17 protein-coding genes are annotated in these 24197 nt (G+C 57.0%); 4 read left to right on the forward strand and 13 right to left on the reverse strand.

Annotated features, from left to right (window positions below; genetic code table 11):
- Positions 1-153 precede the first annotated feature (153 nt).
- Entirely contained in the window at positions 154-1164 is a 1011-nt protein-coding gene (locus tag CIK92_RS03355) for a class II fructose-bisphosphate aldolase (protein ID WP_094388169.1), read from the reverse strand.
- 194 nt (positions 1165-1358) lie between these two features.
- Positions 1359-2588, reverse strand: coding sequence for an MFS transporter (locus CIK92_RS03360; RefSeq protein ID WP_094388170.1), 1230 nt, complete (start codon positions 2586-2588; stop codon positions 1359-1361).
- Positions 2589-2987: 399 nt separating this feature from the next.
- On the opposite strand from CIK92_RS03360, the gene CIK92_RS03365 reads away from it, so the two are divergent.
- Positions 2988-3770: a ZIP family metal transporter gene (locus tag CIK92_RS03365; protein WP_094384962.1), complete on the forward strand. Its 783-nt coding sequence runs from the start codon at positions 2988-2990 to the stop codon at positions 3768-3770.
- 175 nt (positions 3771-3945) lie between these two features.
- Here CIK92_RS03365 and cysK read toward each other — a convergent pair whose 3' ends face one another.
- The 10 genes from cysK to CIK92_RS03420 all read right to left on the reverse strand — a co-directional run bounded on the left by cysK (position 3946) and on the right by CIK92_RS03420 (position 19482).
- Positions 3946-4893: a cysteine synthase A gene (gene cysK / locus CIK92_RS03370; RefSeq protein ID WP_094384855.1), complete on the reverse strand. Its 948-nt coding sequence runs from the start codon at positions 4891-4893 to the stop codon at positions 3946-3948.
- Between the two features lie 90 nt (positions 4894-4983).
- Positions 4984-6276: an O-acetylhomoserine aminocarboxypropyltransferase/cysteine synthase family protein gene (locus CIK92_RS03375; RefSeq protein ID WP_022311697.1), complete on the reverse strand. Its 1293-nt coding sequence runs from the start codon at positions 6274-6276 to the stop codon at positions 4984-4986.
- A 483-nt stretch (positions 6277-6759) separates the two neighbouring features.
- Positions 6760-7542, reverse strand: coding sequence for an acyl-ACP--UDP-N-acetylglucosamine O-acyltransferase (gene lpxA, locus CIK92_RS03385; protein WP_022311696.1), 783 nt, complete (start codon positions 7540-7542; stop codon positions 6760-6762).
- Positions 7543-7573: 31 nt separating this feature from the next.
- Positions 7574-8968 (reverse strand): efflux transporter outer membrane subunit, encoded by a 1395-nt coding sequence (locus CIK92_RS03390; protein ID WP_094388171.1) that lies wholly within the window; start codon positions 8966-8968, stop codon positions 7574-7576.
- Between the two features lie 30 nt (positions 8969-8998).
- The gene (locus CIK92_RS03395) at positions 8999-12268 is read right to left on the reverse strand and encodes an efflux RND transporter permease subunit (protein ID WP_094388172.1); all 3270 of its coding nucleotides are present in this window, start codon (positions 12266-12268) and stop codon (positions 8999-9001) included.
- A gap of 37 nt (positions 12269-12305) precedes the next feature.
- Entirely contained in the window at positions 12306-13517 is a 1212-nt protein-coding gene (locus CIK92_RS03400) for an efflux RND transporter periplasmic adaptor subunit (protein WP_094384861.1), read from the reverse strand.
- A 435-nt stretch (positions 13518-13952) separates the two neighbouring features.
- Positions 13953-15065, reverse strand: coding sequence for an energy transducer TonB (locus CIK92_RS03405; RefSeq protein WP_094384863.1), 1113 nt, complete (start codon positions 15063-15065; stop codon positions 13953-13955).
- A complete protein-coding gene (locus CIK92_RS03410) occupies positions 15062-15568 on the reverse strand; it encodes a DUF4251 domain-containing protein (protein WP_022311691.1) in 507 nt (168 codons plus the stop codon). Before CIK92_RS03410 ends, CIK92_RS03405 begins: the two co-directional genes overlap by 4 nt.
- 218 nt (positions 15569-15786) lie before the next feature.
- The gene (locus CIK92_RS03415) at positions 15787-18300 is read right to left on the reverse strand and encodes an outer membrane beta-barrel family protein (protein WP_254045989.1); all 2514 of its coding nucleotides are present in this window, start codon (positions 18298-18300) and stop codon (positions 15787-15789) included.
- Between the two features lie 372 nt (positions 18301-18672).
- Positions 18673-19482 carry a helix-turn-helix domain-containing protein gene (locus CIK92_RS03420; RefSeq protein ID WP_094388174.1) on the reverse strand — a complete coding sequence of 270 codons (810 nt, stop codon included), beginning with the start codon at positions 19480-19482 and terminating at the stop codon, positions 18673-18675.
- Positions 19483-19588: 106 nt separating this feature from the next.
- On the opposite strand from CIK92_RS03420, the gene CIK92_RS03425 reads away from it, so the two are divergent.
- The 3 genes from CIK92_RS03425 to CIK92_RS03435 all read left to right on the forward strand — a co-directional run bounded on the left by CIK92_RS03425 (position 19589) and on the right by CIK92_RS03435 (position 23642).
- Entirely contained in the window at positions 19589-20899 is a 1311-nt protein-coding gene (locus tag CIK92_RS03425) for a TolC family protein (protein ID WP_094388175.1), read from the forward strand.
- A 71-nt stretch (positions 20900-20970) separates the two neighbouring features.
- Positions 20971-22005, forward strand: coding sequence for an HlyD family secretion protein (locus CIK92_RS03430; protein WP_371594010.1), 1035 nt, complete (start codon positions 20971-20973; stop codon positions 22003-22005).
- Between the two features lie 20 nt (positions 22006-22025).
- Entirely contained in the window at positions 22026-23642 is a 1617-nt protein-coding gene (locus CIK92_RS03435; RefSeq protein ID WP_094388177.1) for a hypothetical protein, read from the forward strand.
- Positions 23643-23926: 284 nt separating this feature from the next.
- Here CIK92_RS03435 and CIK92_RS13670 read toward each other — a convergent pair whose 3' ends face one another.
- Positions 23927-24079, reverse strand: coding sequence for a hypothetical protein (locus tag CIK92_RS13670; RefSeq protein WP_158214726.1), 153 nt, complete (start codon positions 24077-24079; stop codon positions 23927-23929).
- Positions 24080-24197 lie beyond the last annotated feature (118 nt).

Below are 24197 nucleotides of genomic sequence, written 5' to 3' on the forward strand. Positions count from 1 at the left end.
TCACCGGGGCTCTTCTTTGATGCGCCTGTTGCTGTCTTTGCGCCATCCATCCATCTCTCCAGTGCGCATCTATACAGAGAGGCGGAGCCCATAGGTTATGGACTCCGCCTCATCATTTGGGTTATCATTGTTGCCGTCTATGCGGCGCGATGATTAGTCGAGGTTTGCGAGCTTGTTGTCAGAACCGAGCACGTCAGTAATCTTGTGCTTGTACATCTGCTCCATGAGGTCGCGAGCGGGACCGCAGTACTTACGTGGGTCGAACTCTCCTGGTTTGTCGTGGAATACCTTGCGAACGGCAGCGGTGAAGGCCAGACGAGAGTCAGAGTCGATGTTAATCTTGCAAACGGCGCTCTTAGAAGCCTTGCGGAGCTGCTCCTCGGGGATACCAACTGCGTCAGGCAGCTTGCCACCGTACTCGTTAATCATGTCTACATACTCCTGAGGAACAGAAGAAGAGCCGTGGAGAACGATTGGGAAGCCAGGCAGCTTAACCATAATCTCATCCAGGACGTCGAATGCCAATGGAGGAGGAACGAGCTTGCCGGTCTTGGGGTCGCGGGTGCACTGCTCGGGAGTGAACTTGTAAGCACCGTGAGAAGTACCGATAGAGATAGCCAGTGAGTCTACGCCAGTGCGTGTGGTGAAGTCGATAACTTCCTCAGGCTTTGTATAGTGGCATACGTCTGAAGAAACCTCGTCCTCAACACCTGCCAATACGCCGAGCTCACCCTCAACGGTTACGTCATACTGGTGAGCGTACTCTACTACCTTCTTGGTAAGAGCGATATTCTCCTCGTAAGGCAGAGCAGAACCGTCAATCATTACAGAAGAGAAGCCCAGGTCAACGCAGCTCTTGCAGAGCTCGAAGCTGTCTCCGTGGTCGAGGTGGAGAACAATCTCAGGATGCTTGCAGCCCAATTCCTTGGCATACTCTACTGCACCTTCAGCCATGTAACGGAGCAGAGTCTCGTTAGCATAGTTACGGGCACCCTTAGAAACCTGAAGGATAACCGGTGACTTCAGCTCAGAAGAAGCTTTGATGATAGCCTGCAGCTGCTCCAGGTTGTTGAAGTTGAATGCAGGGATAGCATAACCGCCATTGATGGCTCTCTTAAACATCTCGCGGGTGTTAACGAGGCCTAATTCTTTGTAGTTTACCATAATTGTTATTTGTTATAAAAAATGTAGTCATTTACGGACTATGCCCGTATCGTGATGATACAGGCCTTATTCCGACTGCAAAAGTACAACGAAAAATCGTCAATCCAAAGGTTGACAATGATTTTTTTTGGCTCGTTGTGGTTGTTTTTCACATTATTTTCCTATTGGCTGCGGTTAGGCGCAGAAATGCAAAATCAACTTTGCAAAACCGAGCCGTCACCACCGTGGCTTCTGCCGTGGCGGAGGCGCAGCGCATAGGCGGTCACCACGGCAAAGCCGATGAGGGGTATCACAAAGGGAACCACCAGGTTGACGTGGTCGGCTATCAACCCCATCAGCAGAAAGCCACAGCCGCCGATGGGAGTCATCATCAGCAGCGACGAGGCGCTCTTGGTGTAGGCGCCGAGTCCGCGCAGCGACAGGGCGAAGATGGTGGGAAACATGATGGCTTCGAAGAGATAGATGGCCACCAGCGCCACCATCGATACCATGCCTATATCGGCAAGCACCAGCGTCGTACACGCCACGGCGCCAGAGCCGCAAGTCAGCAGCATGGTCTCTGCCGCCACGCTGCGCATAATCCAGCTGCCCACAAAGCGTCCCACCATGAAGAAGGCCAAGGCACAGGTGATGACCATCGATGCCGTCGAGTCGTCCATCCATCCCTGCCCGGTCACAAAGTTGATGAAGTAGCTGTTGATGGATATCTCGGCAATCTCATAACACAGCAGTGCCGCCAGTCCGAAGACGAAGAGGCGTCGGTGCAGCAGCAGTTCGGCGATATGGCTGCGGCTCAGCCGGGCACTGGCGTCGTCGGCATGGGCTATCTCGGGCAGATTGGCGCGGGTGAAGATTAGTGCCACCACCAGCACGGTGGCTCCCATCACCGCATAGGGCAGCACTACGCTCTCGATGTTGCCCGAGCCGAAGAACCACTGGCCCACGGCAAAGGTGGCGAAGAGGCAGCCCAGTCCGTTGACCGACTGTGAGAGGTTCAGACGGCTCGTCGATGTCTCGGCGGGGCCTAACTCGGTCACGTAGGGATTGGCGGCAGTCTCCAGAAACACCAGTCCGCAGCCTATCACGAAGAGTGCCAGCAGGAAAGCCCTGAATGTGCCTGCCTCGACGCCGGGGATCATCAGCAGCGACCCTGCCCCGAAGAGCAGCAGACCCAGTACTACGCCGCGCCGGTAGCCATAGCGGTTGATAAACAGGCCCGCGGGGATGGCCATCAGGAAGTAGCCCAGATAGGTGGTCACCTGGATGAGCGACGACTGGGTGATGCTGATGTCCATCTGGTTCTGCAGATGCTTGTTGAGTACATCGAGTATGGCGCGCGCAAACCCCCACAGGAAGAACAGTAGGGTTACCAGTACCAGCGGTACCAGATAGCGGCGGTGGGTGAGCGGTGACAGTCTTTTCATCTTTTATTGGTTCCAATAAAGTGGGGCGCACGTCGGTAGAGTGCGCCCCTGTGAGTGATAACTAAAATCAAAGGGCAGATTAATGCCCATTCATCATCTGCTTCTTACTGGTGGCGGATGTGGCGTGCATCACGTGCATCGTGGCAATGCCGCCCGCCGATGGGGCAAAAGTAATGAAAATCGGCGAATTGCCCAACACTATTCCCGATTATTTGTTCACAAAGTTTCCGTTGGCAGTTGTCCTCTATCAGTAGTCCCCGGGGGCAGTCGCTGACAGACCTCTGTATTTTGTCCTTGCCGCCATGGCGAAAAAAAATCACATCAGGGTATTGCCAGACTCGCGATTTCACCGTATCTTTGCAGCAGGAACAAATAATAATAAGGTAGAATATGACAGCTATGACACTTACAATAATCGTGGGGCTTCTGCTTCCGCTGCTGGGTACGATGCTCGGCTCCGCATTTGTCTTTATGATGAAGCGCGATATGTCTGTGCGACTGCAGAAGTCGTTGTTGGGCTTTGCTTCGGGCGTGATGGTGGCAGCATCGGTATGGTCCTTGCTCATCCCGGCTATGGAGATGGTGGCTGGGCGTGGAGCGTGGTCGGTGGTTCCTGCTGCGGTGGGTTTTCTTCTGGGCATTGGCTTTCTGCTGGTTATCGACGAGTTTACTCCCCACCTCCATATAGGCACCGACAAGCCCGAGGGCGTCAGGTCTCACCTGTCCAAGACAGCCATGCTTGCCTTTGCGGTGACTATCCACAATCTGCCCGAAGGCATGGCAGTGGGTGTAGTCTTTGCCGGTGCCGAGAATGATGCATCATACATCTCTTTGGCCAGTGCCGTCACGGTAGCGTTGGGCATAGCCATCCAGAACATCCCCGAGGGCGCCATCATCTCCATGCCCATGAGGGCGGCTGGCAACAGCAGGTGGAAATCGTTTGTCTTGGGGACGCTCAGCGGAGTCGTCGAACCCATCGGAGCCATAGCTGTCATGGTGCTGGCCTCGCTGCTGCTGCCCGCTCTTCCCTATATGCTCGCCTTTGCAGCAGGAGCCATGCTCTACGTGGTGGTCGAAGAACTGATACCCGAAGCCTCCAGCGGTGCGCACAGCAATCTCAGCACGATAGGTTTTGCCATGGGCTTCGTGTTGATGATGGTTCTCGATGTCGTGATGGGATAGCCGTCAGCAGGGCTGCCATTGCCCAGACCCATCGGCAGTCATGCCGTGGGCGATGCCTTGATACTGATTGGAATATACGAAACAAGCCGCAGCGGTACAGACCTGCTGCGGCTTTGTCTTTTTGATGCCAGGCTGCGGCTTGCGCCGTGTTGCCGTGGCTGTAGAGGGTGGGGGGTTAGAGCGGATATTCGTCGAAGGCGTAGAGCACGGTCGAGAGATAACGCTCGCCGGTATCGGGCAGCAGCGTCACGATGCGCTTGCCGCGGTTTTCGGGGCGTTGGGCCAGTAGGGTGGCGGCATATACGGCGGCTCCCGACGAGATGCCCGTGAGCAGTCCTTCGTTGGCAGCCAGTTCGCGACCGGTGCGGATGGCGTCGTCGTTGTCGATGTCAAGCACCTCGTCTATCACCGTCGCGTCGTAGGTCTTGGGCACAAATCCGGCACCGATGCCCTGTATCTTGTGCGGACCGCTGGGCTTGCCGTTGAGCACTGCCGACGAGGCGGGTTCTACGGCGACTACCTTGACATTGGGGTCGTACTCCTTCAGACGGCGGCCGATGCCCGAGATGGTGCCTCCGGTGCCCACGCCAGCTACAAAGATGTCTATCTTGCCCTCTGTCTGCTCCCATATCTCCTTGCCGGTGGTGAGGTAGTGGGTCTGTGGGTTGGCGGGGTTCTCAAACTGCTGCAGTATCACGCTGCCCGGTATCTCGCGCTTCAGCTCCTCGGCGCGCCTGATGGCTCCCGTCATGCCGTCTTTGCCACTGGTCAGTTCTACCCGTGCCCCATAGGCTTTGACGAGGTTGCGACGCTCCACGCTCATGGTCTCTGGCATGGTGAGGATGAGGTGATAGCCTCTCACGGCCGACACCAGAGCCAGGCCCACACCCGTGTTGCCGCTGGTGGGCTCGATGATGGTGGCACCGGGTTTGAGGATGCCACGCTGCTCGGCGTCGGTAATCATGGCGAGGGCGATGCGGTCTTTGACGCTGCCGCCGGGATTGAAATACTCTACCTTGGCAATGATGGGGGTGTCAAGGTGCTTGGTGGCCGAATACTTGTTAAGTTCCAAGAGGGGGGTGTTGCCGATGAGGTCGGTCAACTGTTTTGCAATTTTTGCCATAGTGTTCTTCTTTGTGGTTGGGTCGGCAGCCTCTCCCCACTATAGCGGAAAGAGACGAGGGGAGAGGCCGGCTGACAGTTATTGTGATTATTACTTGACGTAGGTAAGTGCCTCGTCGAGGGCATCGATGAGGTCGTCTACATGCTCGATGCCGATACTCAGGCGTATGGTCGAGGGATAGATGTGCTGCTCTTCGAGCTCCTGGGGAGTCATCTGTGAGTGGGTGGTGGTGGCGGGGTGGATGACCAGACTCTTCACGTCGGCCACATTGGCAAGGAGCGAGAAGATACGCAGGTGGTCGATAAACTCCCAAGCCTCTTTCTCACCGCCCTTGAGCTCGATGGTGAAGATAGAGCCGCCGCCGTTGGGGAAATACTGGTTGTAGAGCTCGTGGTCTGGATGTGAGGCGAGCGAGGGGTGGTTTACCTTGGCCACCTTGGGATGGTGGGCGAGATGCTCGACGATGCGCAGCGTGTTGTAGACATGGCGCTCCACGCGCAGCGAGAGGGTCTCGAGGCCCTGGAGCAGTATCCAGGCGTTGAAGGGGCTGATGGCGGCTCCCGTATCGCGCAGCACCACGGCGCGGATGCGGGTGACGAAGGCGGCAGCGCCAGCCACGTCGGCGAAAACGGCACCATGGTAAGAGGGGTCGGGCTGGGCGAGCGTGGGATACTTGTCGGCATTGGCCTTCCAGTCGAAGCGGCCGCCGTCGACGATGACACCGCCGAGCGAACTGCCGTGGCCACCGATGAACTTGGTGGCAGAGTGTACCACGATGTCGGCGCCGTGCTCGAGCGGACGGAAGAGATAGGGGGTGCCAAAGGTGTTGTCGACCACCACGATGGTGTTGTGGCGGTGAGCTATCTCGCTGATGCGGTCTATGTTGGTGACGCTGGCGTTGGGGTTGCCGAAGGTCTCTACGATGATGGCCTTGGTGTTGGGACGGAAGGCTGCCTCGACCTCGTCAAAGTTGGCGGGGTCTACGATGGTCGATGTCACGCCCTGAGTGCTCAGCGTGTGTTCTATCAGGTTGAATGTGCCGCCGTAGAGATTGTTGGCGGCTATGATGTGGTCACCGTTGACGGCCACATTCTGCAGGGCGTAGGTCACTGCAGCCGCTCCCGAAGCCACTGCCAGTGCTGCCACTCCGCCTTCGAGTGCTGCCATGCGCTTCTCAAATGCCTCCTGGGTGGGGTTGGTCAGTCGGCCGTAAATGTTGCCGGCATCGCGCAGGGCAAAGCGGTCGGCGGCGTGCTGGGAGTTGCGGAACACGTAAGAGGTGGTCTGGTAGATAGGCACGGCGCGGGCGTCGGTGGTGGGGTCGGCCTGCTCCTGGCCTACGTGCAGTTGAAGGGTCTCGAAACGGTACTTCTTGTTGCTCATAATACTTTCCTTTCTAATCGTTTTTGGCTCGTCTGTGGACCTAAATGAGAGGGCAGACAGAGCGCGGTAATACATTTATTGATATTGTCGATGCAAAGTTACGGCGATTTTCACTTTCTCGCAATAGCATACATGGGTTATTTGGACTACCACGATTGTGGTATATTGCATCAGGGGCGGCAATCAGAGGGCTGGAGACGGCGTCAGCGGTCGATGGAGATGGCGTCAGCGGTCGATGGAGATGGCTTCTCCGAGGGGCTGGAGCCATCGTCGGTGGCTCGTGACTTATGATACGTGAGTCCGTGCCTTTTGAAACGTGGGCGCGTATCATAAGGCACGAGCCCACGTGACTTCCGTCACGAGCCGCCAACCGTGGTCTGCGCTCCCAGCAGAGGCGGTGTCTGCCTCGGCGGGGACAATAAAAGAGGGAGCCCGCTTCTATCAGCGAACTCCCTCGGTGTGATAACACTAATTAGGTATGGATTATATCTTGGTAATGATACCTGCTTTGCTTTGGCTCAGAAACTCCACCACCTTGCGCACCTCGGCGCCGTCGGGCACCTGGTCCTTAATCTGGTTGATGGCGTCAAAGAGCGAGGTCTGGCCGTGGAATACCAGTCGGTAGGCATTGGCCACGTGCTTGCGCACCTTCTCGTCGATGCCGGCAGCCTCCATGATGACGTTGTTGGGACCGCCGTAAGCCACCGGTTTGCCACCGGCGAGGATGTAGGGAGGCACGTCTTTGGAGAAACTGGTGCCGGCCTGTATCATGGCCATGTCGCCCACGCGGGTCTTGGCGTTCTCGATGACTGAGGTAGAGAAGATTACGCTGTCGCCTATCTCGCAGTCGCCGGCAATCTTGGTACCGTAGCCGAATACGCACTTGTTGCCCACCACGGTGTCGTGGGAGATGTGGGCGCCCTCCATGAGGAAGTTGCCGTTGCCCAGCATGGTCTTTCCGCCGGCATGGGTGCCGCGGTTGATGACCACATTCTCGCGTATGGTATTGTTGTCGCCTATCACCACATGGCTCTCTTCACCGGTGAAGTTGAAATCCTGGGGAAGGGCGGCAATGACGGCTCCTTGGAACACCTTGTTGCCGCTGCCCATACGGGTACCGTTGAGGATGCTCACGAAGGGATAGATGACGCAGTTGTCGCCAATCTCTACATCGTCTTCGATATAGACGAAGGGATATATGCGGCAGTTGTCGCCTATCTTGGCTTTGGGCGACACGTCTGCCTTGGGACTTATTATACTTGCCATATTAGTTGTAATCTTGATTAATGGGTTAATATTACTTGGCTCCACCGCCGAGGGCGTAGTAGAGGTTGACCACTGCCTGCATCTTGTTGAAGTCGTCGGCCACCTTGGACAGCTGCACATTGAGCAGTGACGACTGGGCGGTGATGATGTCCAGATAGTTGCTGCCGGCGTCGCCCACGAGCTCGCGGGTCTGCTCGACGTTCTTTTGGAGCACCTCTATCTGCTTGGCCTCAATCTGGCTCTTCTCCTCCGATGAGTTGTAGAGCACCAGGGCGTTGCTCACCTCGCTGCCGGCCTTGAGCACGGCGTTCTGCCAGGTGTTGTAGGCCTGCTCATACTGAGCCTTGGCCACGCGGAGTCCGGCGATGAGGCGTCCGTTCTGGAAGATGGGCTGCACGAGCGAGCCTACGGCAGAGAGCAGCCACTTGCCGGGGTTGACGATGCCTGCGCCGGCAGAGTTGGTGAAGGCGCCTGTGCCCGAGATGGTGATGGAGGGATAGAAACGGCTGCGGGCGGTCTCTACGCCATAGAAGCACTGGGCCAGGGCCATCTCGGCGGCATGGACGTCGGCGCGGTTGTTGAGCAGCTGCACGCCCACTCCGGTAGAGAAGCTGGTGGGCAGGCTCTGGGCCTCTATCTTGCCACGGGCTATGGTCTGCGCCTGTTCGCCCAGGAGCAGGCTAAGCGTATTCTCGGTCTCGCGGATTTGGCGTTTCAGGTCGGCCTTCTTGGTCAGCACCGAGTAGTAGTTGGACTCGGCGGCCTGGACCGATACCGAACGGTAGCCGCGGCGGCTGTCGATGAGCACCTTCATGGTCTCCCAAGTGTCCTTGGTGAGGGTCTCCATGTCGCTTACGAGCTCGAGCTGCTTGTCGAGCATCAGCAGGGTGTAGTAGAGGTTGGCGATGTTGGCTATGAGGTTGGTCTTGACCGTGACCTGATAGTCCTTCATCTGCAAGAGCGACATCTGGGCGCCACGCTTCACGGAGAGCAGGTTGCCGAAGAGGTCGAGCGACCAGCTGGCGGTCACGGGCAGGCTGTAGGTCTGGGTGGCCTTGTTGCCGTCCCACGAGGCGATGGTGCCTTGGGGCGTAAAGGTGAGGGCGGGCACAAAGGCGAGCTTGGCCACCTTGAGCTGGTCTTCAGCCATCTTCACGTTGAGGGCGGCGTTGAGCAGGTCGGGGTTGTTGGCCAATCCCTTCTCGATGAGGCTCTGCAGCTGGGGGTCGGTAAACACCGAGCGCCAGGGGATGTTGGCAAACGAGGTGGTGTCGGTGACGGCCAGCGTGTCGGTAAGCGACGCAGAGTCGCGCACCAGGCCGGCAGTCTTCACATCAGGACGCTCGTATTTGCCGTAGAGGCTCTTGCAGCTGCTCATGCTGAGCACTGCAAGACCTACGAGCAATATATTCAAATTCTTTTTCATTGTCTTTACTTCAAGTTATTGGTCGGTTTACTACTTCTTGGTCAGTCCTCTGTGGTGGGCGGCAGAGGCATACTGCTCCAGCTCGGCGGCAGCTTCCTCGTTGGTCTCGTCCTCGAACTTGAGCGGACTAATGCGCTCCTGGAGCCACTGGAATACCACGAAGAGGGCGGGCACTACGAATACCTGGATGGCGGTACCGATGAACATACCTCCCACGGCGGCGGCACCCAGAGTCTGGTTACCGTTCTTGCCTACACCCGAAGCAAACATCAGTGGCAGCAGACCGATAACCATGGCCAGTGAGGTCATCAGGATAGGACGCAGACGGGCTGCGGCTCCCAGGATGGCCGAGTACTTGATGGCCATACCCGTGCGGCGGCGCTCAAGGGCGAACTGCACGATAAGGATGGCGTTCTTGGCCAACAGACCGATAAGCATAATCAGCGAAATCTGCATGTAGATGTCGTTGGAGTGGCCGAAGAGGTTGGTGAAGATAAACGCACCAGCCAGACCGAAGGGGATGGACAGCACTACCGACAGAGGCAGGATGTAGCTCTCGTACTGCGCACTCAGAATCAGGTAAACGAATACGATACAGAGTACGAAGATGATGGCGGTAGAGTTGCTCGACTCTGCCTCAGAGCGGGTAAGACCAGAATACTCGTAGCCGTAGCCGTCGGGCAGATTGTCCTTGGACACCTCAGAGATGGCCTTGATGGCCTCACCGGTAGAGTAGCCCGTATTGGGGGTAACCGACACGTTGATAGAGGTGAAAAGGTTGAAACGGTTCACGTTGGACGGTCCGTATACTCGGCGCAGGTTGATAAACTCGCTTACAGGCGACATCTGGCCCGACGAGGTGCGCACGTAGATGTTGGACAGATCCTCGGGGCGCATACGGCTCGACACGTCACCCTGTATCATTACACGATAGAGCTTGCCGTAGGCGTTGAAGTTAGACGCATACATACCTCCGTAGTAGCCCTGCAGGGTGGCGAGCACCGTAGAGGGTGAGATGCCGGCCTGCTTGGTCTTGGCTACGTCTACATCCACCATGTACTGGGGATAGTTGGGGTTGTATGAAGTCATGGCGTTCTGTATCTCGGGGCGCTTGTTGAGCTCGGCGAGGAAGTTCTTGGTCACCTCGAAGAAGCGGTTCAAGTCGCCACCGGTCTTGTCCTGCATGGTCATCGTCACACCGCTCTGGGCAGAGAAGCCAGGAATCATAGGAGGGCCGAAGGCCAGAATCTGGGCGTCCTTGATGGTCGCGGTCTGCTTGTAGATCATGCCCAGCACTGAGCCCGACTCCATAGGATTGACGAAGAGGGCCTCGATGCCGCCGCCGGTAATCGCGCTCTTGATGCGGTGGAAGAAACCGCCAGGGCGCTCGTCGAATGGCTTCAGCTTGATGATGAAGGTGGCCTGGTCTGAGCCCTGGCCTGCGATGAAGTTGTATCCGATGATGGCCTCACGCCGCTGGATGGCGGGGTTGCCTGCCAGCATCTTGTCTACCTGGTCCACAATCTTCAGCGTGCGCTCCTGGCTGGTACCAGGGGCTGCCGAAATGGTCACAAAGAGGGTACCGGTATCCTCGTCGGGCACAAGTCCGGTCTTGGTGGTAGCCATCAGGATGACCAGCACGGCAATACCTGCGACTATCGTACCGGCGGTTATCATGCCGTGGCGGATAATCCACTCGACACCACCTTTATACTTATTGGTAATCTTCTCAAACTGGTAGTTGAAGCCAGCGTGGAAGCGGTCAATGAACGACTTGGCCTTGTGGCTGTCGGCGTCGTCGGCATGGGGCTTCAGCAGCATGGCACAGAGGGCTGGCGACAGGGTGAGGGCGTTGATGGCGGAGATGACGATAGATACGGCCATGGTCACACCAAACTCGCGATAGAAGGTACCGGATGTGCCGCCCATGAATGACACGGGGATAAACACAGCCGACATTACCAGCGTGATGGAGATGATGGCACCCGAAATCTCGTTCATCGCGTCGATAGAGGCGGTCAACGCGCTCTTGTAGCCCTGGTCCAGCTTGGCGTGGACGGCCTCGACTACCACGATGGCATCATCGACCACGATGGCGATGGCCAACAGCAGCGCCGAGAGGGTAAGCAGGTTGACGGAGAAACCGAATATCCAGAGGAAGAGGAAGGTACCTATGAGCGCCACAGGTACGGCAATCATAGGGATGAGGGTCGAGCGGAAGTCCTGGAGGAAGATATACACTACCATGAATACCAGCAGCAGCGTGATGATGAGGGTAAACACTACCTCCTCGATAGAGGCGTAGAGGAACTCGGTCACATCCTGCTCGATGGTGTACTCCAGTCCGGGAGGGAAGCTCTTGCTGGCTTCAGCCAGGGCTTTCTTCACGTCGGTGGCTATCTGGGTGGCGTTAGAGCCGGCAATCTGCTGTACCATACCCATCACGGCGGGCTGGCCGTTGTTCTTCAGACTTACGGCGTAACTCAGACCGCCCAGTTCGATGCGTGCCACATCACCCAAGCGCAGGGTCTGACCTGTGGTGTTGCTCTTGAGCAGTATGTTCTCATACTCGGGCACGGTCTTCAGACGACCCTTGTAGCGCAGCACATACTCGTAAGCCATATCCGAGTTCTCGCCAAACTTACCTGGGGCAGCCTCGATGTTCTGCTCACCCAGGGCGGTTGAAATATCAGAAGGTACGAGTCCGTACTCCTTCATCTTCTCGGGCTTGAGCCATATACGCATAGAGTAGTTACGCATAGAGGGACTCTGCACATCACCCACACCGGTAATACGCTTAAGCTGGGGGATGACGTTAATCAGCGCGTAGTTGGTAACGAACTCGTCGTCGTAGCGGCCGTCCTCGGAGGTGATAGAGAACATTATCACGTTGGATGTCTGGCGTTTCGACACGGTCACACCCACGCGGGTTACTTCGGCGGGGAGCAGCGCCTGTGCTTGAGACACGCGGTTCTGCACGTTTACGGCTGCCATATCGGGGTCAGATCCCTGCTTGAAGAATACGGTGATGTTGGCCATACCGTCGTTGGTGGCCGACGAGGTCATATAGGTCATGTTCTCCACACCGTTGATGCTCTCCTCGAGCGGTACGATGACAGAGTTGAGCACCGTCTGGGCATCAGCACCGGTATAGGTGGTCGATACCGAGATGGTAGGCGGTGCGATATCGGGGTACTGCTCCACTGGCAGCGATATCAGACCGATGGTACCCAGCAAGACGAAGAAGATGGAGATTACCGTCGAGAGTACCGGTCGTTTGATAAAGTTTGTAAATGTCATGATTTACTTGTTTTCTTATACCTTATTATATATATGCTTACTTCTTCTTGCCGCTCATGGTGGCAGCGAAGTCGTGGGCGTTGCCCTGGCTCTCGGCCAGCTTGGCAGCCTCGTCTATCTTCTGCTCATAGCGTTGCTCGGTGATGGGGACAATCTCCATACCGTCGGTGAGCTTGGTGATACCCTTGGTCACGATGCGGTCACCCACGTGCAGACCCGAGGTCACGATATAAGTCTGGCCGTCGTTCTGGGGATTTATGGTTATCTCGGTATATTTCACCTTGTTGTCCTTGGTCACTACATACACGAAGGTCTTGTTCTGTATCTGTGAGCAGGCCTCCTGAGGTATCTGGATGGCACCCTGGTCTACCGAGGGCACGATGATGGTGCCGGCGCCGCCGCTCTTCAGCAGCTTGTCGGGATTGGCAAAGTGGGCTATCAGAGATACCGAACCGGTAGTGGCGTCGAGCACACCGCTCATCTTGACTACCTTGCCGGGATGGTTGTAGATAGAGCCGTCGGCCAACTTCAACTTCAGTTCGGGGAAGGAGGCGATGGCAGCCTGGGTGCTACCGTTGGTCTTGCTCAGAGCCAGCAGCTCGCTCTCAGAGACTGAGAAGAACACCTCTACGGTGCTTACATCCGACACCGTGGTCAATGCCTGACCCGACGCGCTTACCAATGCGCCAGCCTTGAAGGGCAGACTGCCCACTACACCGGCTGCCGGGCTCTTCACACTGCACCATGCCAACTGCTCGCGGGCAGCGGCAAGAGCGGCCTCGGCCTGGGCAAGTTGAGCCTGGGCTGTGGCGTAAGAGTTGGCAGAAGAGGTATACTCATACTGGCCGATGATGGCCTTGTCATACAGTTTCTTGTTGTTGTCCATGGTCAGCTTGGCGGTGCTCAGCTGAGCCTTGGCGGTGCTGACGGCTGCCTTGGCCTGACGCACGGCAGCGGCATAGGTCTCGCTGTCGATGGTGAAGAGCACCTGACCAGCAGCTACGGTCTGACCCTCATGCACCAGCACCTTGGTGATGAAGCCTGACACCTTCGGACGTACCTCTACATCCTGAATACCTTTGATGGTGGCGGGGTAGGTGGTCTGCAGCGCAGCGTTCGACGATGCTATCGTGCGTACGGCAAACTCGTTGTCACCGAAGTTGGGCATTCCGCCACCACTTTTCCCACATGAAGCTAAAAGAGTAGCCCCGATACAGGCTACCACAAGCGAGAATTTTCTTACTTTCATACCTAATTATGCTATTAATATTGATGTTTCAATTGTATCCCTAAACACGACGCTGTAGAAAACCTACAGCGGTCAAAAAGTTTTTTGACACTGCAAAGTTAATAAACTTCTCAGTAACGTAGTTCAGTTTTGTGCGTATTTTAACAATAATTGTACACTTTTTTCTGATTTTTGTGCCATTTGTCGTATGTGATTGACATGGCGCAATTTGCGTGGCTTTTTCGCCGCCTGTCGCCAGGCTTGTCACCACCGCTTTCGGCACCCTTTTCTGCCGCTTCCCGACCCTTGGAGACAACACCAGCGGCGTGGAGCATAACTCTGCGTCGCTGGAGGATGTCTTGGCGTCGCTGGAGGATACCTCTGCGTCGCTGGAGGATGCCTCTGCGCAGCTGGAGGATGTCTCTGCGCAGCTGGAGATGACCCCCCGTGCGATTTCTATTTCTTCAGCACTATGGGCAGCATGCACCACACGTTGGCTGGCTTGCCTCCCACCGTTCCTGGTGCCCATGCGGGCATGAGTCGGGCTGCGCGCATCAGTTCGCGGTCTATCCCGGGCGTGGCACTGCTCACCACGCAGGGGCGGCGTATGTGTCCGCTGGCGTCTACGATGAAGGCAATGACAGCGCGAGCCCCTGCAGGGAGCCGCTCGATAGCCACAGGGTCGAGTCTGAGGTTGTGAGCCAGATAGTTCATTAGGCTCTCGCCGTTGAAGTCAAATCGGGGAGCCTGGTCGGCATGGGTGTATACCGTGTCGCCATCCACGCGCGTGGGCAGCATATACTGGTCGGTGAGGAGAGTGACGCTGCCGCTCATGAGCCGCTTCACGTTCTTGGTCACGATACTCCTGATGCGGTCGGGAGCTACCAGCGTGGTGAAGGGGGTGATGCGCTCGCCGTCGGTGCAGCACATGTCTATCAGCAGTGCGTCGTCAGCGAGACAGGCATCGTTTACCTGTAGCGTATAGATGTTGTCGGGCAGCGGGGTGTGGGTTCCGGCGAGCAGGTTGTAGACGACGTCGTCGCCGTAGTACCCGTCGCGCAGTCGGTTGATGCGCAGCAGGTCGGCATCGCGCATGATTGTGCCGCTGCCGAGGTCATACGTGACCAGCATCGACACCGTATCGCCCTTTTGCGTTGAGTTCTGCTCGGGCGAGCATACATAGCTGGCTCTCATCGAGATATAACTGTCGGCACGGTGACCTATCAGCTTGAGCGTACAACTGACGTAGCAGAAGCGGCTGTCGTCGGGGATAGAGTCAAACTGCCGAGTCACGGGCTTGCCAAAGCGTGCGAGAAAGCGGGTGTAGGCACTGTCGAGCGTCGAGTGCTCGTTGCCGAGCAGGGTGCGTGTCAGCAGCCGCTGCAGAGGCACCGCCGCCGACCCGTCGACCATCTCGGGCCACTCCATGTCTATGTCTATCACGTTGGTCTCAGCCCCCCGCTGGTAGAGCAGATGCTCCTTGACATAGCGGGCACAGTAGCGAGGATTGGCGTGGGCGCCCATAGCCGTCACCACTATACCTATTATATATAGTATAAGGCGTCTCATCGGCGCGCCTCCTTGGTGATGTTACCGTTATAGCGTATGCGGTCGCGCTGCCGGCTGTCTACCGTCAGGTCTACCACGCCCGACGGATAGATGTGGAGCGTGTATACGTACGAGTCTTCCTCGTTCTCCACCCATATCTTCATCTGCTGCTCGCCTTTCTTCATCTCTGTCAGCGTCCATCGCTTCATCGGCTCCGAGAAGTCGAGCCCCTTGCCGCCGCCGTAGGGCACCTCGTAGGCACGGCCGAAGTAGGGGAGATACGAGCGCAGCGTGTCGCCGTGAACCTGGATGCCGTAGTCGTAGTTGAGATGGCGCATCGAAGCACCCTGGGGGAATACAGCCGACACCTCTACGCCGAAGCGGCGGCTTTTTACCAGGCTGTCGGTCTCCTGGGCTATCAGGGTCTGCCTGACGAGTTTCTCCGTCTGGCTCAACTTCTGCACGCCACAGGCGGTGAGTGCCAGCGTGGCGATGATGATTGTCAGTGTCTGTTTGGTTTTCATGCTTGTTGTCGTTATCTGAATGTCGGTTTCAAAGATACTCACATTTATCTTACCGACAAAGGTTTGGCACAAAAAAAATGCAGCCGTGCTGCATTTTTCTGAGTGTCGCGTGTCGATGCGCGATGTCCCTTGCCGTCTTTCCGGCCGCTTTCGCCGTCTTCCAGCCTGTCGCTGGTGGCTCCGATGTCAGCCAGAGCCGTGCCGGGGCAGGCTCTGCGCTAACCCTTGCCGCCTCCGCCGCCCTGCTTCACGTCGTTGTTCTCCACGGTGCGCTCAGTGTGCTTCACACTGGCTTTGAGTTTGCCAATACGGAAGCGCACTGACACGCCGTAATACAACTGGCACCAGCTGCTGCTGGCCGTAGTGCGGAAGTTGTCGGCCACGGTCTCGCTGCGATAGCAGAAATAGCGCTTGCCAAACGGATTGATGATATAGGCTGTCAGGGTGAGCCGCTTGTCCATAAACGACTTGCTCAGCGAGAAGTTGTACCACTGGTATCGGGCTTCCTTGCCTTGCAGGGTCGGCTGCGGGGTCTGCACGTAGTACGACGCGTTGAATATCCAGGTCTTGGCAAAGGTCTGTTGCAGGCTGGCATCAATGTTGGTACACCAGCCATGGTTGCGTAGCGACTGGCCGTCGCTCATGTGACTATAGCCCACGCTGCCATTGAGGGTAATACGGGTATTGGTAATGGGTGTCCAGTTGGCATACGCCATCAGACCGGCATACTGGATGTGGCCTATGTTGGCGTACGATGAATAGATGACGTCCTTGCCGGTAGGATTGGGCAGGCCCTCTATATTGCGGTCGTTAACCAGGCGGTCTACACTCTCTATACTGTTATTGACAAACCGGTAGGTGCCTGTGAGGGTATAGGTGAGTTTAGAATTGTAACTGCTGAACTGCAGGTCTACAGCGTGGCTTTTCTCAGTGTCCAGGTTGGGGTTGCCCTGCGATATGGCATCGGGGATGCGGTCATCGAGATAGGGATTCAGATACCATATACCGGGGCGGTTGATGCGCATCTTGTAGCCTAACGACAGGTTGGTGGCATCGCTGAACTTGTAGCCCAGGCGGGCCGAGGGCACCAGGTCGTCAAAGTTCTTGTGGAAGTTGGTACCACGGCCCAGGAGATACTCTACCTTCTGCAGGGTGTGCTCGTAGCGCAAGCCCAGGCGAGCCGACCACTTGTCTAACGTAAGGCCATAACCCGTATAGGCAGCCAGGATATCGTTGTGGTGACGGTAGTGCGAACTATTGTCGCTGTCGTAGGTCTCATCCTTGTCGCCGGTGCCGAGGTTATAGCGGTCGTTGTCCGACTTGTTACGGCGCAGTATGTACTTGACGCCCGCCTCCCACGTGTGGTGCTTGGCAAAGGGCGTGGTGTAGTCTATCTGGAAGGTATGCTCCATGGTGTTCTCATCGCCGTCCATGCGCTGGTCGCGCATACGGTCTATGAAAGTCTGCCAGTCATCAGCGGCCTCGCGGTCAGTATAGAGATAACGGCTGTCTGAGGTCGACGGACTACTCTCAAGCCGGTATGACAGGGTGAGCAGCCGATCCTTGACACTGAAAGAGCGCTGGTAGTCCAGACTGGCACTGTAGTCGTCCCAGCTTTCCTTACTGTACGAGGGCGAGCGATAGCCATAGAGCCGCTGCCCCGTGGCCGGCACCGTCGAGAAGGCCGTGTTCAGGGCGTCTCTTTTAGAGGAAAACTTGCTGAGCGAGAACGACCCCGTTATCAGTCGCAAAGTATCTATCTCGTAACTGGCCTCAACGTCACCGCCCTGCCACAGGCTATGTCCCTTGGTGTAGCCATCGGCCACGGTAGACGAGGTAACGGTGCCATCGGTGCCTATCTGGCTACGGTCGGAGTAAGTGTAGCCCTTAGGCGAGTGGTTACTACTGGCATTATAGTTGACGCTCATAGTCAGTTTACCCTGCTTCACCGTGGCATAGAGGCCACCACCATAACTACTGTTGTTGGCACGGCCCGAGAAAGTGGCGTTATAGCCCTCGGGACCCTTACCCTCGGTGACAATGTTAAGGATGCCGCCCACGCCCTCGGCATCGTATTTCGGGCCAGGGTTGGTTATCACCTCTATTTTCTTGATGCTCGACGCAGGCATACTCTTGAGCACCTCCTTGGGGTTCTTGGTCATCATGTTATTGGGCTTGCCGTTCACATAGATTTTGAACGAGCTGTTGCCGTTGACCCGTATGTTGTCCTGCCCGTCTACAGTCACCATGGGCACCTTCTTGAGCATCTCTATCACTGTGTTGGTGTTGGCCTCGGGGTCGTCTTCCACACTGTAGGCTATCTTGTCTACATCGGCCTTGACCAGCGGCTTGTAGGCCACCACCTCGACCGTCTCCAGCTGGTTGCCGCCGTCCTGCAGGAGCAGCGTGCCCAGGTCTATGGTGCGTGTGGTAGCGTCTACGGTGTAGGCGCGCTGCATCGGCTTGCGCCCCATCGACCTTACCATGAGCAGATAGCTGCCCGTGCCGTTTGAACTGATGCTGAAGCGCCCCTTGATGTCGGTGAGCGCTTGCTTTACGGGCTTGGCTGCCGAGTCGGCTCTCGCTATAGTCAGCGTGGCGTAAGGCTCACCCTCGTGGGTGACCGAGTCTGCCACCACGCCTGTGATGGTGTAGCTGTGCTGGGTGTTCTGTGCTTTGGCGCATAGCGCGAGCATCAGTATGAGCGCCATGCTTATCAGGGTCTGTTTCATTGTCATGTCTGTTTTGGTTGTTGCAGCGTAGGGCATCGTGGCCATCGGTGCCATCGGCGCGGTTACACTACTAAAGACGATTGAAACGCCGATTATGGATGCCGCAGCCCCGTTTCTTAAGATTGTTTAACGCTGACAGCGCGCCCGCCGCCATGTCTGTCGCCGTGGAGGTCATGGCTGTCGGCTCGTAACATAAGTCACGAGCCCGCGTGCCTTATGTCACGAGCGCACGTATCGTAAGTCACGAGCTCTCGTACCTATTGAAACGAGCCGGCGGGGGCGCTCCCCACGTCGCCCATGAGGGTTGCCCCACCATCTGGTCATGCACGCTCTGCCGGGCTGCGTGGCTTGCGGCTCCCGCTGCCGTGCAGCCTACTGGCGCAGACGGTACTGCTGTGGCGACAGCCCCGCATGATGGCGGAAGTAGCGGGTAAGAGCGCTCTGGTCAGAGAAGTTGTAGTCGTCGGCTATCTGCTTCAGACTGCGCTTGGAGGTACGCAGGGCGAGCTTGAGCCTCAGCATGATGTACTCGTCGATGATGCGCTTGGGCGATACGCCAGTCCTGTCGCTGACGATGAGCCCCAGATACTTGCGCGAGATGTTCATGCGCTGCGCATAGTAGTTTACCTCGTGTCCCAAGCGGTATTCGTCTTCGAGCAGCTGCATAAACCGGTTGAACAGCTCTACCTTGCGCTGGGTGCCGCGGTCATTGCCCGGCTCGCGGGGATTGGCGAGCAGATAGTCGTAGAAACCCAGGAAGAACGCCTGCAGCTGCAGGGTCACGATGCGGTCGGTGAGCGTGTAGTGCTCTACGGTGAAATAGAAGCGGAAGATACGGAACATGCTGTCTACGACATGGGCGATGAGCTCGGGGTAGCCACACCGGCGGTCGGCCCTGAGCGTATCGTAGACCGTGTGCTCGATGTTGAGGCTCGCCGTACGCAGTATGTCGCTGCTGTAGATGATGGCGTCGGCAGAGAAGTCGTCGTCCATCATTTCCCATTTTATAACATCTCCAGGAAACATGATAAGCACGCTCTCGCCCTGCATATCCCAGTGGTCGAAGTTGATACGCACCGAGGCGATGCCCCTGTGGCTGTAGATGATGGCTCCCCGGTCGAGGGAGTGGCTCTCGCCGTCGAAGACGGCACTGCTGATGGTGGTAAGTTGGGTCTCTTGCATGCTGCAAAATTACTCCAAGTTTCCCAAAATGTCAAATTCTGGCGTATTTTTATTCACTGTTGCTTCCCAAATAGTAACTACCTTTGCACCGATTTTTAGAAAAGATATGAACAGAAGACTATTCTATGCGATAACCGTGTGTATCGCCATTACGACCAACGCTCATGCTCAGAATGAGCACAGGATGACCATCGGAGACATGTTTGGATTGATAGACCAGCACAACCGCACCATCCGCGCGGGCAAGACTGCTGTGGCAGCTGCCGACGAGGGTGTCAGGGCAGCCCGCAGCCAGCGTCTGCCCGATGTGGGAGCCCAGGTTTCTGCCAGCTATATCGGCAATGCAGTGCTCACCGACCGCGACTTTGCCCATGTGCATGGCCTCCATTCGCCCCACTTCGGCAACCAGCTGGTGGTAGATGCCCGCCAGACCGTCTATGCCGGCGGAGCCATCGATGCAGGCATCCGTCTGGCACAACTGGGTGCCGACCAGGCTCGGGCCGAGCTGGCTCTCAATCTGCAGAACCAGCGCTTCATCGCTCTGGGCCAGTATCTGGACCTGATGAAGACCGCAAACCGCGAGAGGGTGGTAGAGAACAACATCGCGCTCACCCAGAAGCTCATCGACAACATTACCGAGAAGCAACAGCAGGGCGTGGCGCTCAAGAACGACATCACCCGATACGAACTGCAGATGGAGCGGCTCCGTCTGAGTCTTACCCAGCTGCACAACAGCCGCCGCATACTCAACCACCAGCTCTGCAACACGCTCGGACTGCCTATAGACTATGCGATAGAGCCTGCCGACGATGCCTGCTCTGCCCTCTATGGCAAGGATGGCGAAGCCTACTGGCAGACTGCAGCCGTGGCGGCAAGCCCTAAACTGGTGATGGCGGGCGTGGGCGAGCAGATGGCACGCCAACAGGAGCGCATCGCCAAGAGCGAACTGCTGCCCAAGGTGGCTCTCGTGGCGCAGAACAACTTCAACGGCCCCATCACCTTTGAACTGCCGCCCGTAGACAAGAACCTCAACGTGTGGTATGTGGGCGTGGGCGTGCAGTATCAGCTGTCGGCGCTCTTCAAGAGCAACCGCAAGCTGGCGCAGGCCCGGCTCAACTCCCGCAACGCCGCCGAGCGCAAGGAGGTGGCTGCCGAGCAGGTAAACAACGACATACAGGCTGCCTACACCCTCTACCTGCAGAGCTATACCGAGCTCGAAACCCAGCAGAAGAGCGTGGAGCTGGCGCGCCAGAACTATCAGGTGGTCAACAACCGCTATCTCAACCAGCTGGCGCTCATCACCGACATGATAGACGCTACCAATATGAAGCTCGACGCCGAACTGGGCGAGGTCGATGCGCGCATCAACATCGCCTATGCCTATTATAAGATGAAGTACATAGCTGGGCAACTGTAGCCACCGGCACCCCTACGCCCCATACCCTATACACCAACCCAAGGGTCGCCACCGGCTGACCCGCAACAACCATCAAGATGAAGAATATCAAGAAATACGTTTACAACAGCGTGGTGCTCCTGCTCATTGTCATCGGAGCCAGTATCGTCATTGTCAATTTCGGCCACTTCGGCCATGTAGAGTTTACCGACAACGCCCGTGTGCGACAGCACGTCACTCCACAGAACACCCGTGTGCAGGGTTTCGTCAAGGAGGTAAGGTTTGAGGAGTTCCAGCACGTCAAGAAGGGCGACACCCTGGTGGTCATCGAGGACACCGAGTTTCGTCTGCGTCTGGCCCAGGCCCAGGCCGACCTTGCCCGCGCCGAAGAGGGCTCCAAGGCCACTGGCTCCAGCATAGCCACCACCGAAGCGGGCATGCAGGTGACCGATGCCAGCATCGAGGAAGCCCGTGCCCATCTGGACAACGCCCGTCGCGAGGACGCCCGCTTCGAAGCCCTGCTCGCCAAGGAGGCTGTGACCCGCCAGCAGTATGACAACGTGCATACTGCCTACCTCAGTGCCAAAGCCCGATACGAGCAGGCGGCTCGCTCGCGTGCCACCCAGACCAGCGTCAAGACCGAACAGGGCCACCACCTATCTGCCTCTATCAGCACGCTGCGACTCGCCCAGGCTGCCGTCCAGCTGGCCCAGCTCAACCTCTCCTACTGCTACATCATCGCCACCTGCGACGGCGTGGTGGGTACCAAGGACATCCAGGAGGGCATGCTCGTGCAGCCCGGTCAGACCCTGGTAAACATCGTCGATGCGGGCAGCCTGTGGGTCGAGGCTAACTACAAGGAGAGCCAGCTCGACCATATCCACGAAGGGTCTGAGGCGCGGCTCACCGTCGATGCCGTGCCCGGTATCGTCTATCGGGGTCGCGTGGAGCGCATCAGCCGTGCCACGGGCAGCGCCTTCTCGCTCCTTCCCGTCGACAATGCCACCGGCAACTTTGTCAAGGTAGAGCAGCGCGTCACCGTGCGCATCGCCCTCGACGGCAACAGCGCCAAAGACCTTGCCCGCCTGCATGCCGGGTACAACGTGGAGTGTGAGGTGAAATACTGATTACGACGCCAAGGACGATTATGATACCAATGCCTCCTCCCCCACAGACAGCAGGCATGGGCTTCAATATGCCCATGTTCCGCGACTGGGTGCCACGGTGCATCCGGCCGTGGATATATGTGCTGTGTGCGTTCTGCATCCAGTTCTCTGGCAGTATGTACCTGGGTTCGCTTGAGGCCATCCAGGGTTCCACCAACTTCATGATAGAAGACCTGATGATGCTGCTCTATGCCAGTCTTGCCGGCATGGCCATCTACTTCCCCATGCTCTTCCGCATGAAGTTCAGCTTTACCAACCAGCAGCTGCTCATCACCTCGGCGGTGGTCATAGCCGTGACCAACCTCGTGACCATCCATACCACCTTCATGCCGCTACTGCTGGTGGTGTGCTTCATAGGCGGCATGGCCAAGCTGCAAGGCACCTTTGAGTTGATGAGCAACATCCAGCTGTGGATAACTCCCCGCCGCGACTTTGCCGTGTTCTTCCCCGTGCTCCACATCGTGCTGCTCACGTCTATCGAGGGCAGCGCCTTCCTGGCGGCGTGGTTCGGCTATCACTTCACCTGGCAGATGATGCACGTATTCATCATCGGCGCCATGTGCGTGGTGGTGGGCGTGCAGCTGGTGATGTGCCGCCCCTTCTGCCCCATGCCCAACAGGATAAGCCTGCGTGGCATTGACTTCTGCAACGGTCTGCTTATCAGTCTGCTCATGCTCGTGCTGTCCTACATCTTTGTCTATGGCGACTACAAGATGTGGATGGACAGCCGCACACTGCGCATCCTGACGGGCGTGGCGCTGGCTCTGGCGGGCGTGGTGGTACACAGACTGCTCAGGGTGGCCAATCCCTATGTAGACTTGAGAATCTTCAGGCTGCGCAACATAGTGCCCATCATGGTGGTGGTGACTATGGGCGAGCTGCTCTTAGGCTGCGAGCACACCCTCGAGGAAATACTCTATACCGAGGTGATACGGCTGGAAGAGCATACCAAGGCACAACTGCTCTTATGGGCGCTGCCCGGCGTCTATCTGGGCATAGCCATCGACCTGTTGTGGCTCAAGGTGATGAAGTGGAAGGTGTGGAAACTCTTTGCCCTTGGCTTCGGCTTCATCCTGGCTTATGCCCTGCTCATGTACTTCAGACTCGACATGCAGGTCAACATCGAGCAGTTCCGTCTGCCTATCATCTGCCGTGGTGCGGCTTATGCCATTCTCGCCGCCACGCTCATGTGGGCTCTCAACGAGTCTGCCCCCAGTCTGGAACAGTTCTTCATGGGGCTCTTCGTGTTCAATATCTTTCACATGTATCTCGCCGGTGCTGCCGGATATGGCATCTACACCCACTGGTTCTCCTGGTTCATGAACGACGACATAGCCCGCTACGGCCAAGGGCTCACGCTGACGCGTCTGGACCTGTCGCAGATGAATTTCCCTGCCTTTATGGAGCAGTATATACACAGTATAATGAGCGTAGCCCTCAAGCAGATTTACGGCATCGTGGTCTGGATGAGCGGCAGCATGACTCTGCTCTTCCTGGCGCTCGACATACCGGCGGTAAGGACCAATGTGCGCAAGGTGCCGCTATGGCCTGTCTATGGCATAGAGTATCTCGGCAGATTGGCGCAGCGTCTGAAATAGGCTGCCCATACACCCGGACCGCCTCTTGTCGCCTCTGGCAAGAGGCGGTGGCTGCGTGTGTGTCGTCTGGAAACGCATAAGACCGACAAGGGTAGTGGCGCGTCTATATATAATATAATGTATATAGGGCGGGCGCAACGACAAGCGGCTTGAAAGGGTGGGCAATGCCACTCTTTCAAGCCGCTCTTCCTGTATAGTCAGCCAAGGAGTGAGGTTCGCTGGCGGCTCAGAACCTGAGGTGGCTCATCCATAAGCCTAATCGTTTGCAATAACTTTTCTGCCGGTTACACGGTGCAGTCTGTGGTCATCCTCTCGCCTGGGCAGAGCCATGCGGCATCTCTGCAACGGCAGCAGAGGGTGGCAGAGCAGGTCGGCAGCCGTCGCCCGATGGTGGAAGTGGCTGCCGGAGTGGTCATCGGCGACACAAATGGCCACATAATCAGCGTGGAAATGAAAAAAATGCACGGGGAACGTAAAAAAACGAGGAAAAAGACTGCCGTATCGTTTTTTCTTTTTACATTTGGACATTCCTTTCTAATCCAGGAGTTTTGCGGA

It is taken from the genome of Prevotella sp. P4-67 (assembly GCF_002251325.1).
Taxonomy (GTDB): Bacteria; Bacteroidota; Bacteroidia; order Bacteroidales; family Bacteroidaceae; genus Prevotella.

Excerpts from the sequence above, each read along its gene's own strand:
- CIK92_RS03355 (WP_094388169.1), bottom strand. The coding sequence starts at position 1,164 with ATGGTAAACTACAAAGAATTAGGCCTCGTTAACACCCGCGAGATGTTT.
- CIK92_RS03360 (WP_094388170.1), bottom strand. The coding sequence starts at position 2,588 with ATGAAAAGACTGTCACCGCTCACCCACCGCCGCTATCTGGTACCGCTG.
- CIK92_RS03365 (WP_094384962.1), top strand. The coding sequence starts at position 2,988 with ATGACACTTACAATAATCGTGGGGCTTCTGCTTCCGCTGCTGGGTACG.
- cysK (WP_094384855.1), bottom strand. The coding sequence starts at position 4,893 with ATGGCAAAAATTGCAAAACAGTTGACCGACCTCATCGGCAACACCCCC.
- CIK92_RS03375 (WP_022311697.1), bottom strand. The coding sequence starts at position 6,276 with ATGAGCAACAAGAAGTACCGTTTCGAGACCCTTCAACTGCACGTAGGC.
- lpxA (WP_022311696.1), bottom strand. The coding sequence starts at position 7,542 with ATGGCAAGTATAATAAGTCCCAAGGCAGACGTGTCGCCCAAAGCCAAG.
- CIK92_RS03390 (WP_094388171.1), bottom strand. The coding sequence starts at position 8,968 with ATGAAAAAGAATTTGAATATATTGCTCGTAGGTCTTGCAGTGCTCAGC.
- CIK92_RS03395 (WP_094388172.1), bottom strand. The coding sequence starts at position 12,268 with ATGACATTTACAAACTTTATCAAACGACCGGTACTCTCGACGGTAATC.
- CIK92_RS03400 (WP_094384861.1), bottom strand. The coding sequence starts at position 13,517 with ATGAAAGTAAGAAAATTCTCGCTTGTGGTAGCCTGTATCGGGGCTACT.
- CIK92_RS03405 (WP_094384863.1), bottom strand. The coding sequence starts at position 15,065 with ATGAGACGCCTTATACTATATATAATAGGTATAGTGGTGACGGCTATG.
- CIK92_RS03410 (WP_022311691.1), bottom strand. The coding sequence starts at position 15,568 with ATGAAAACCAAACAGACACTGACAATCATCATCGCCACGCTGGCACTC.
- CIK92_RS03415 (WP_254045989.1), bottom strand. The coding sequence starts at position 18,300 with ATGAAACAGACCCTGATAAGCATGGCGCTCATACTGATGCTCGCGCTA.
- CIK92_RS03420 (WP_094388174.1), bottom strand. The coding sequence starts at position 19,482 with ATGCAAGAGACCCAACTTACCACCATCAGCAGTGCCGTCTTCGACGGC.
- CIK92_RS03425 (WP_094388175.1), top strand. The coding sequence starts at position 19,589 with ATGAACAGAAGACTATTCTATGCGATAACCGTGTGTATCGCCATTACG.
- CIK92_RS03435 (WP_094388177.1), top strand. The coding sequence starts at position 22,026 with ATGATACCAATGCCTCCTCCCCCACAGACAGCAGGCATGGGCTTCAAT.
- CIK92_RS13670 (WP_158214726.1), bottom strand. The coding sequence starts at position 24,079 with ATGTGGCCATTTGTGTCGCCGATGACCACTCCGGCAGCCACTTCCACC.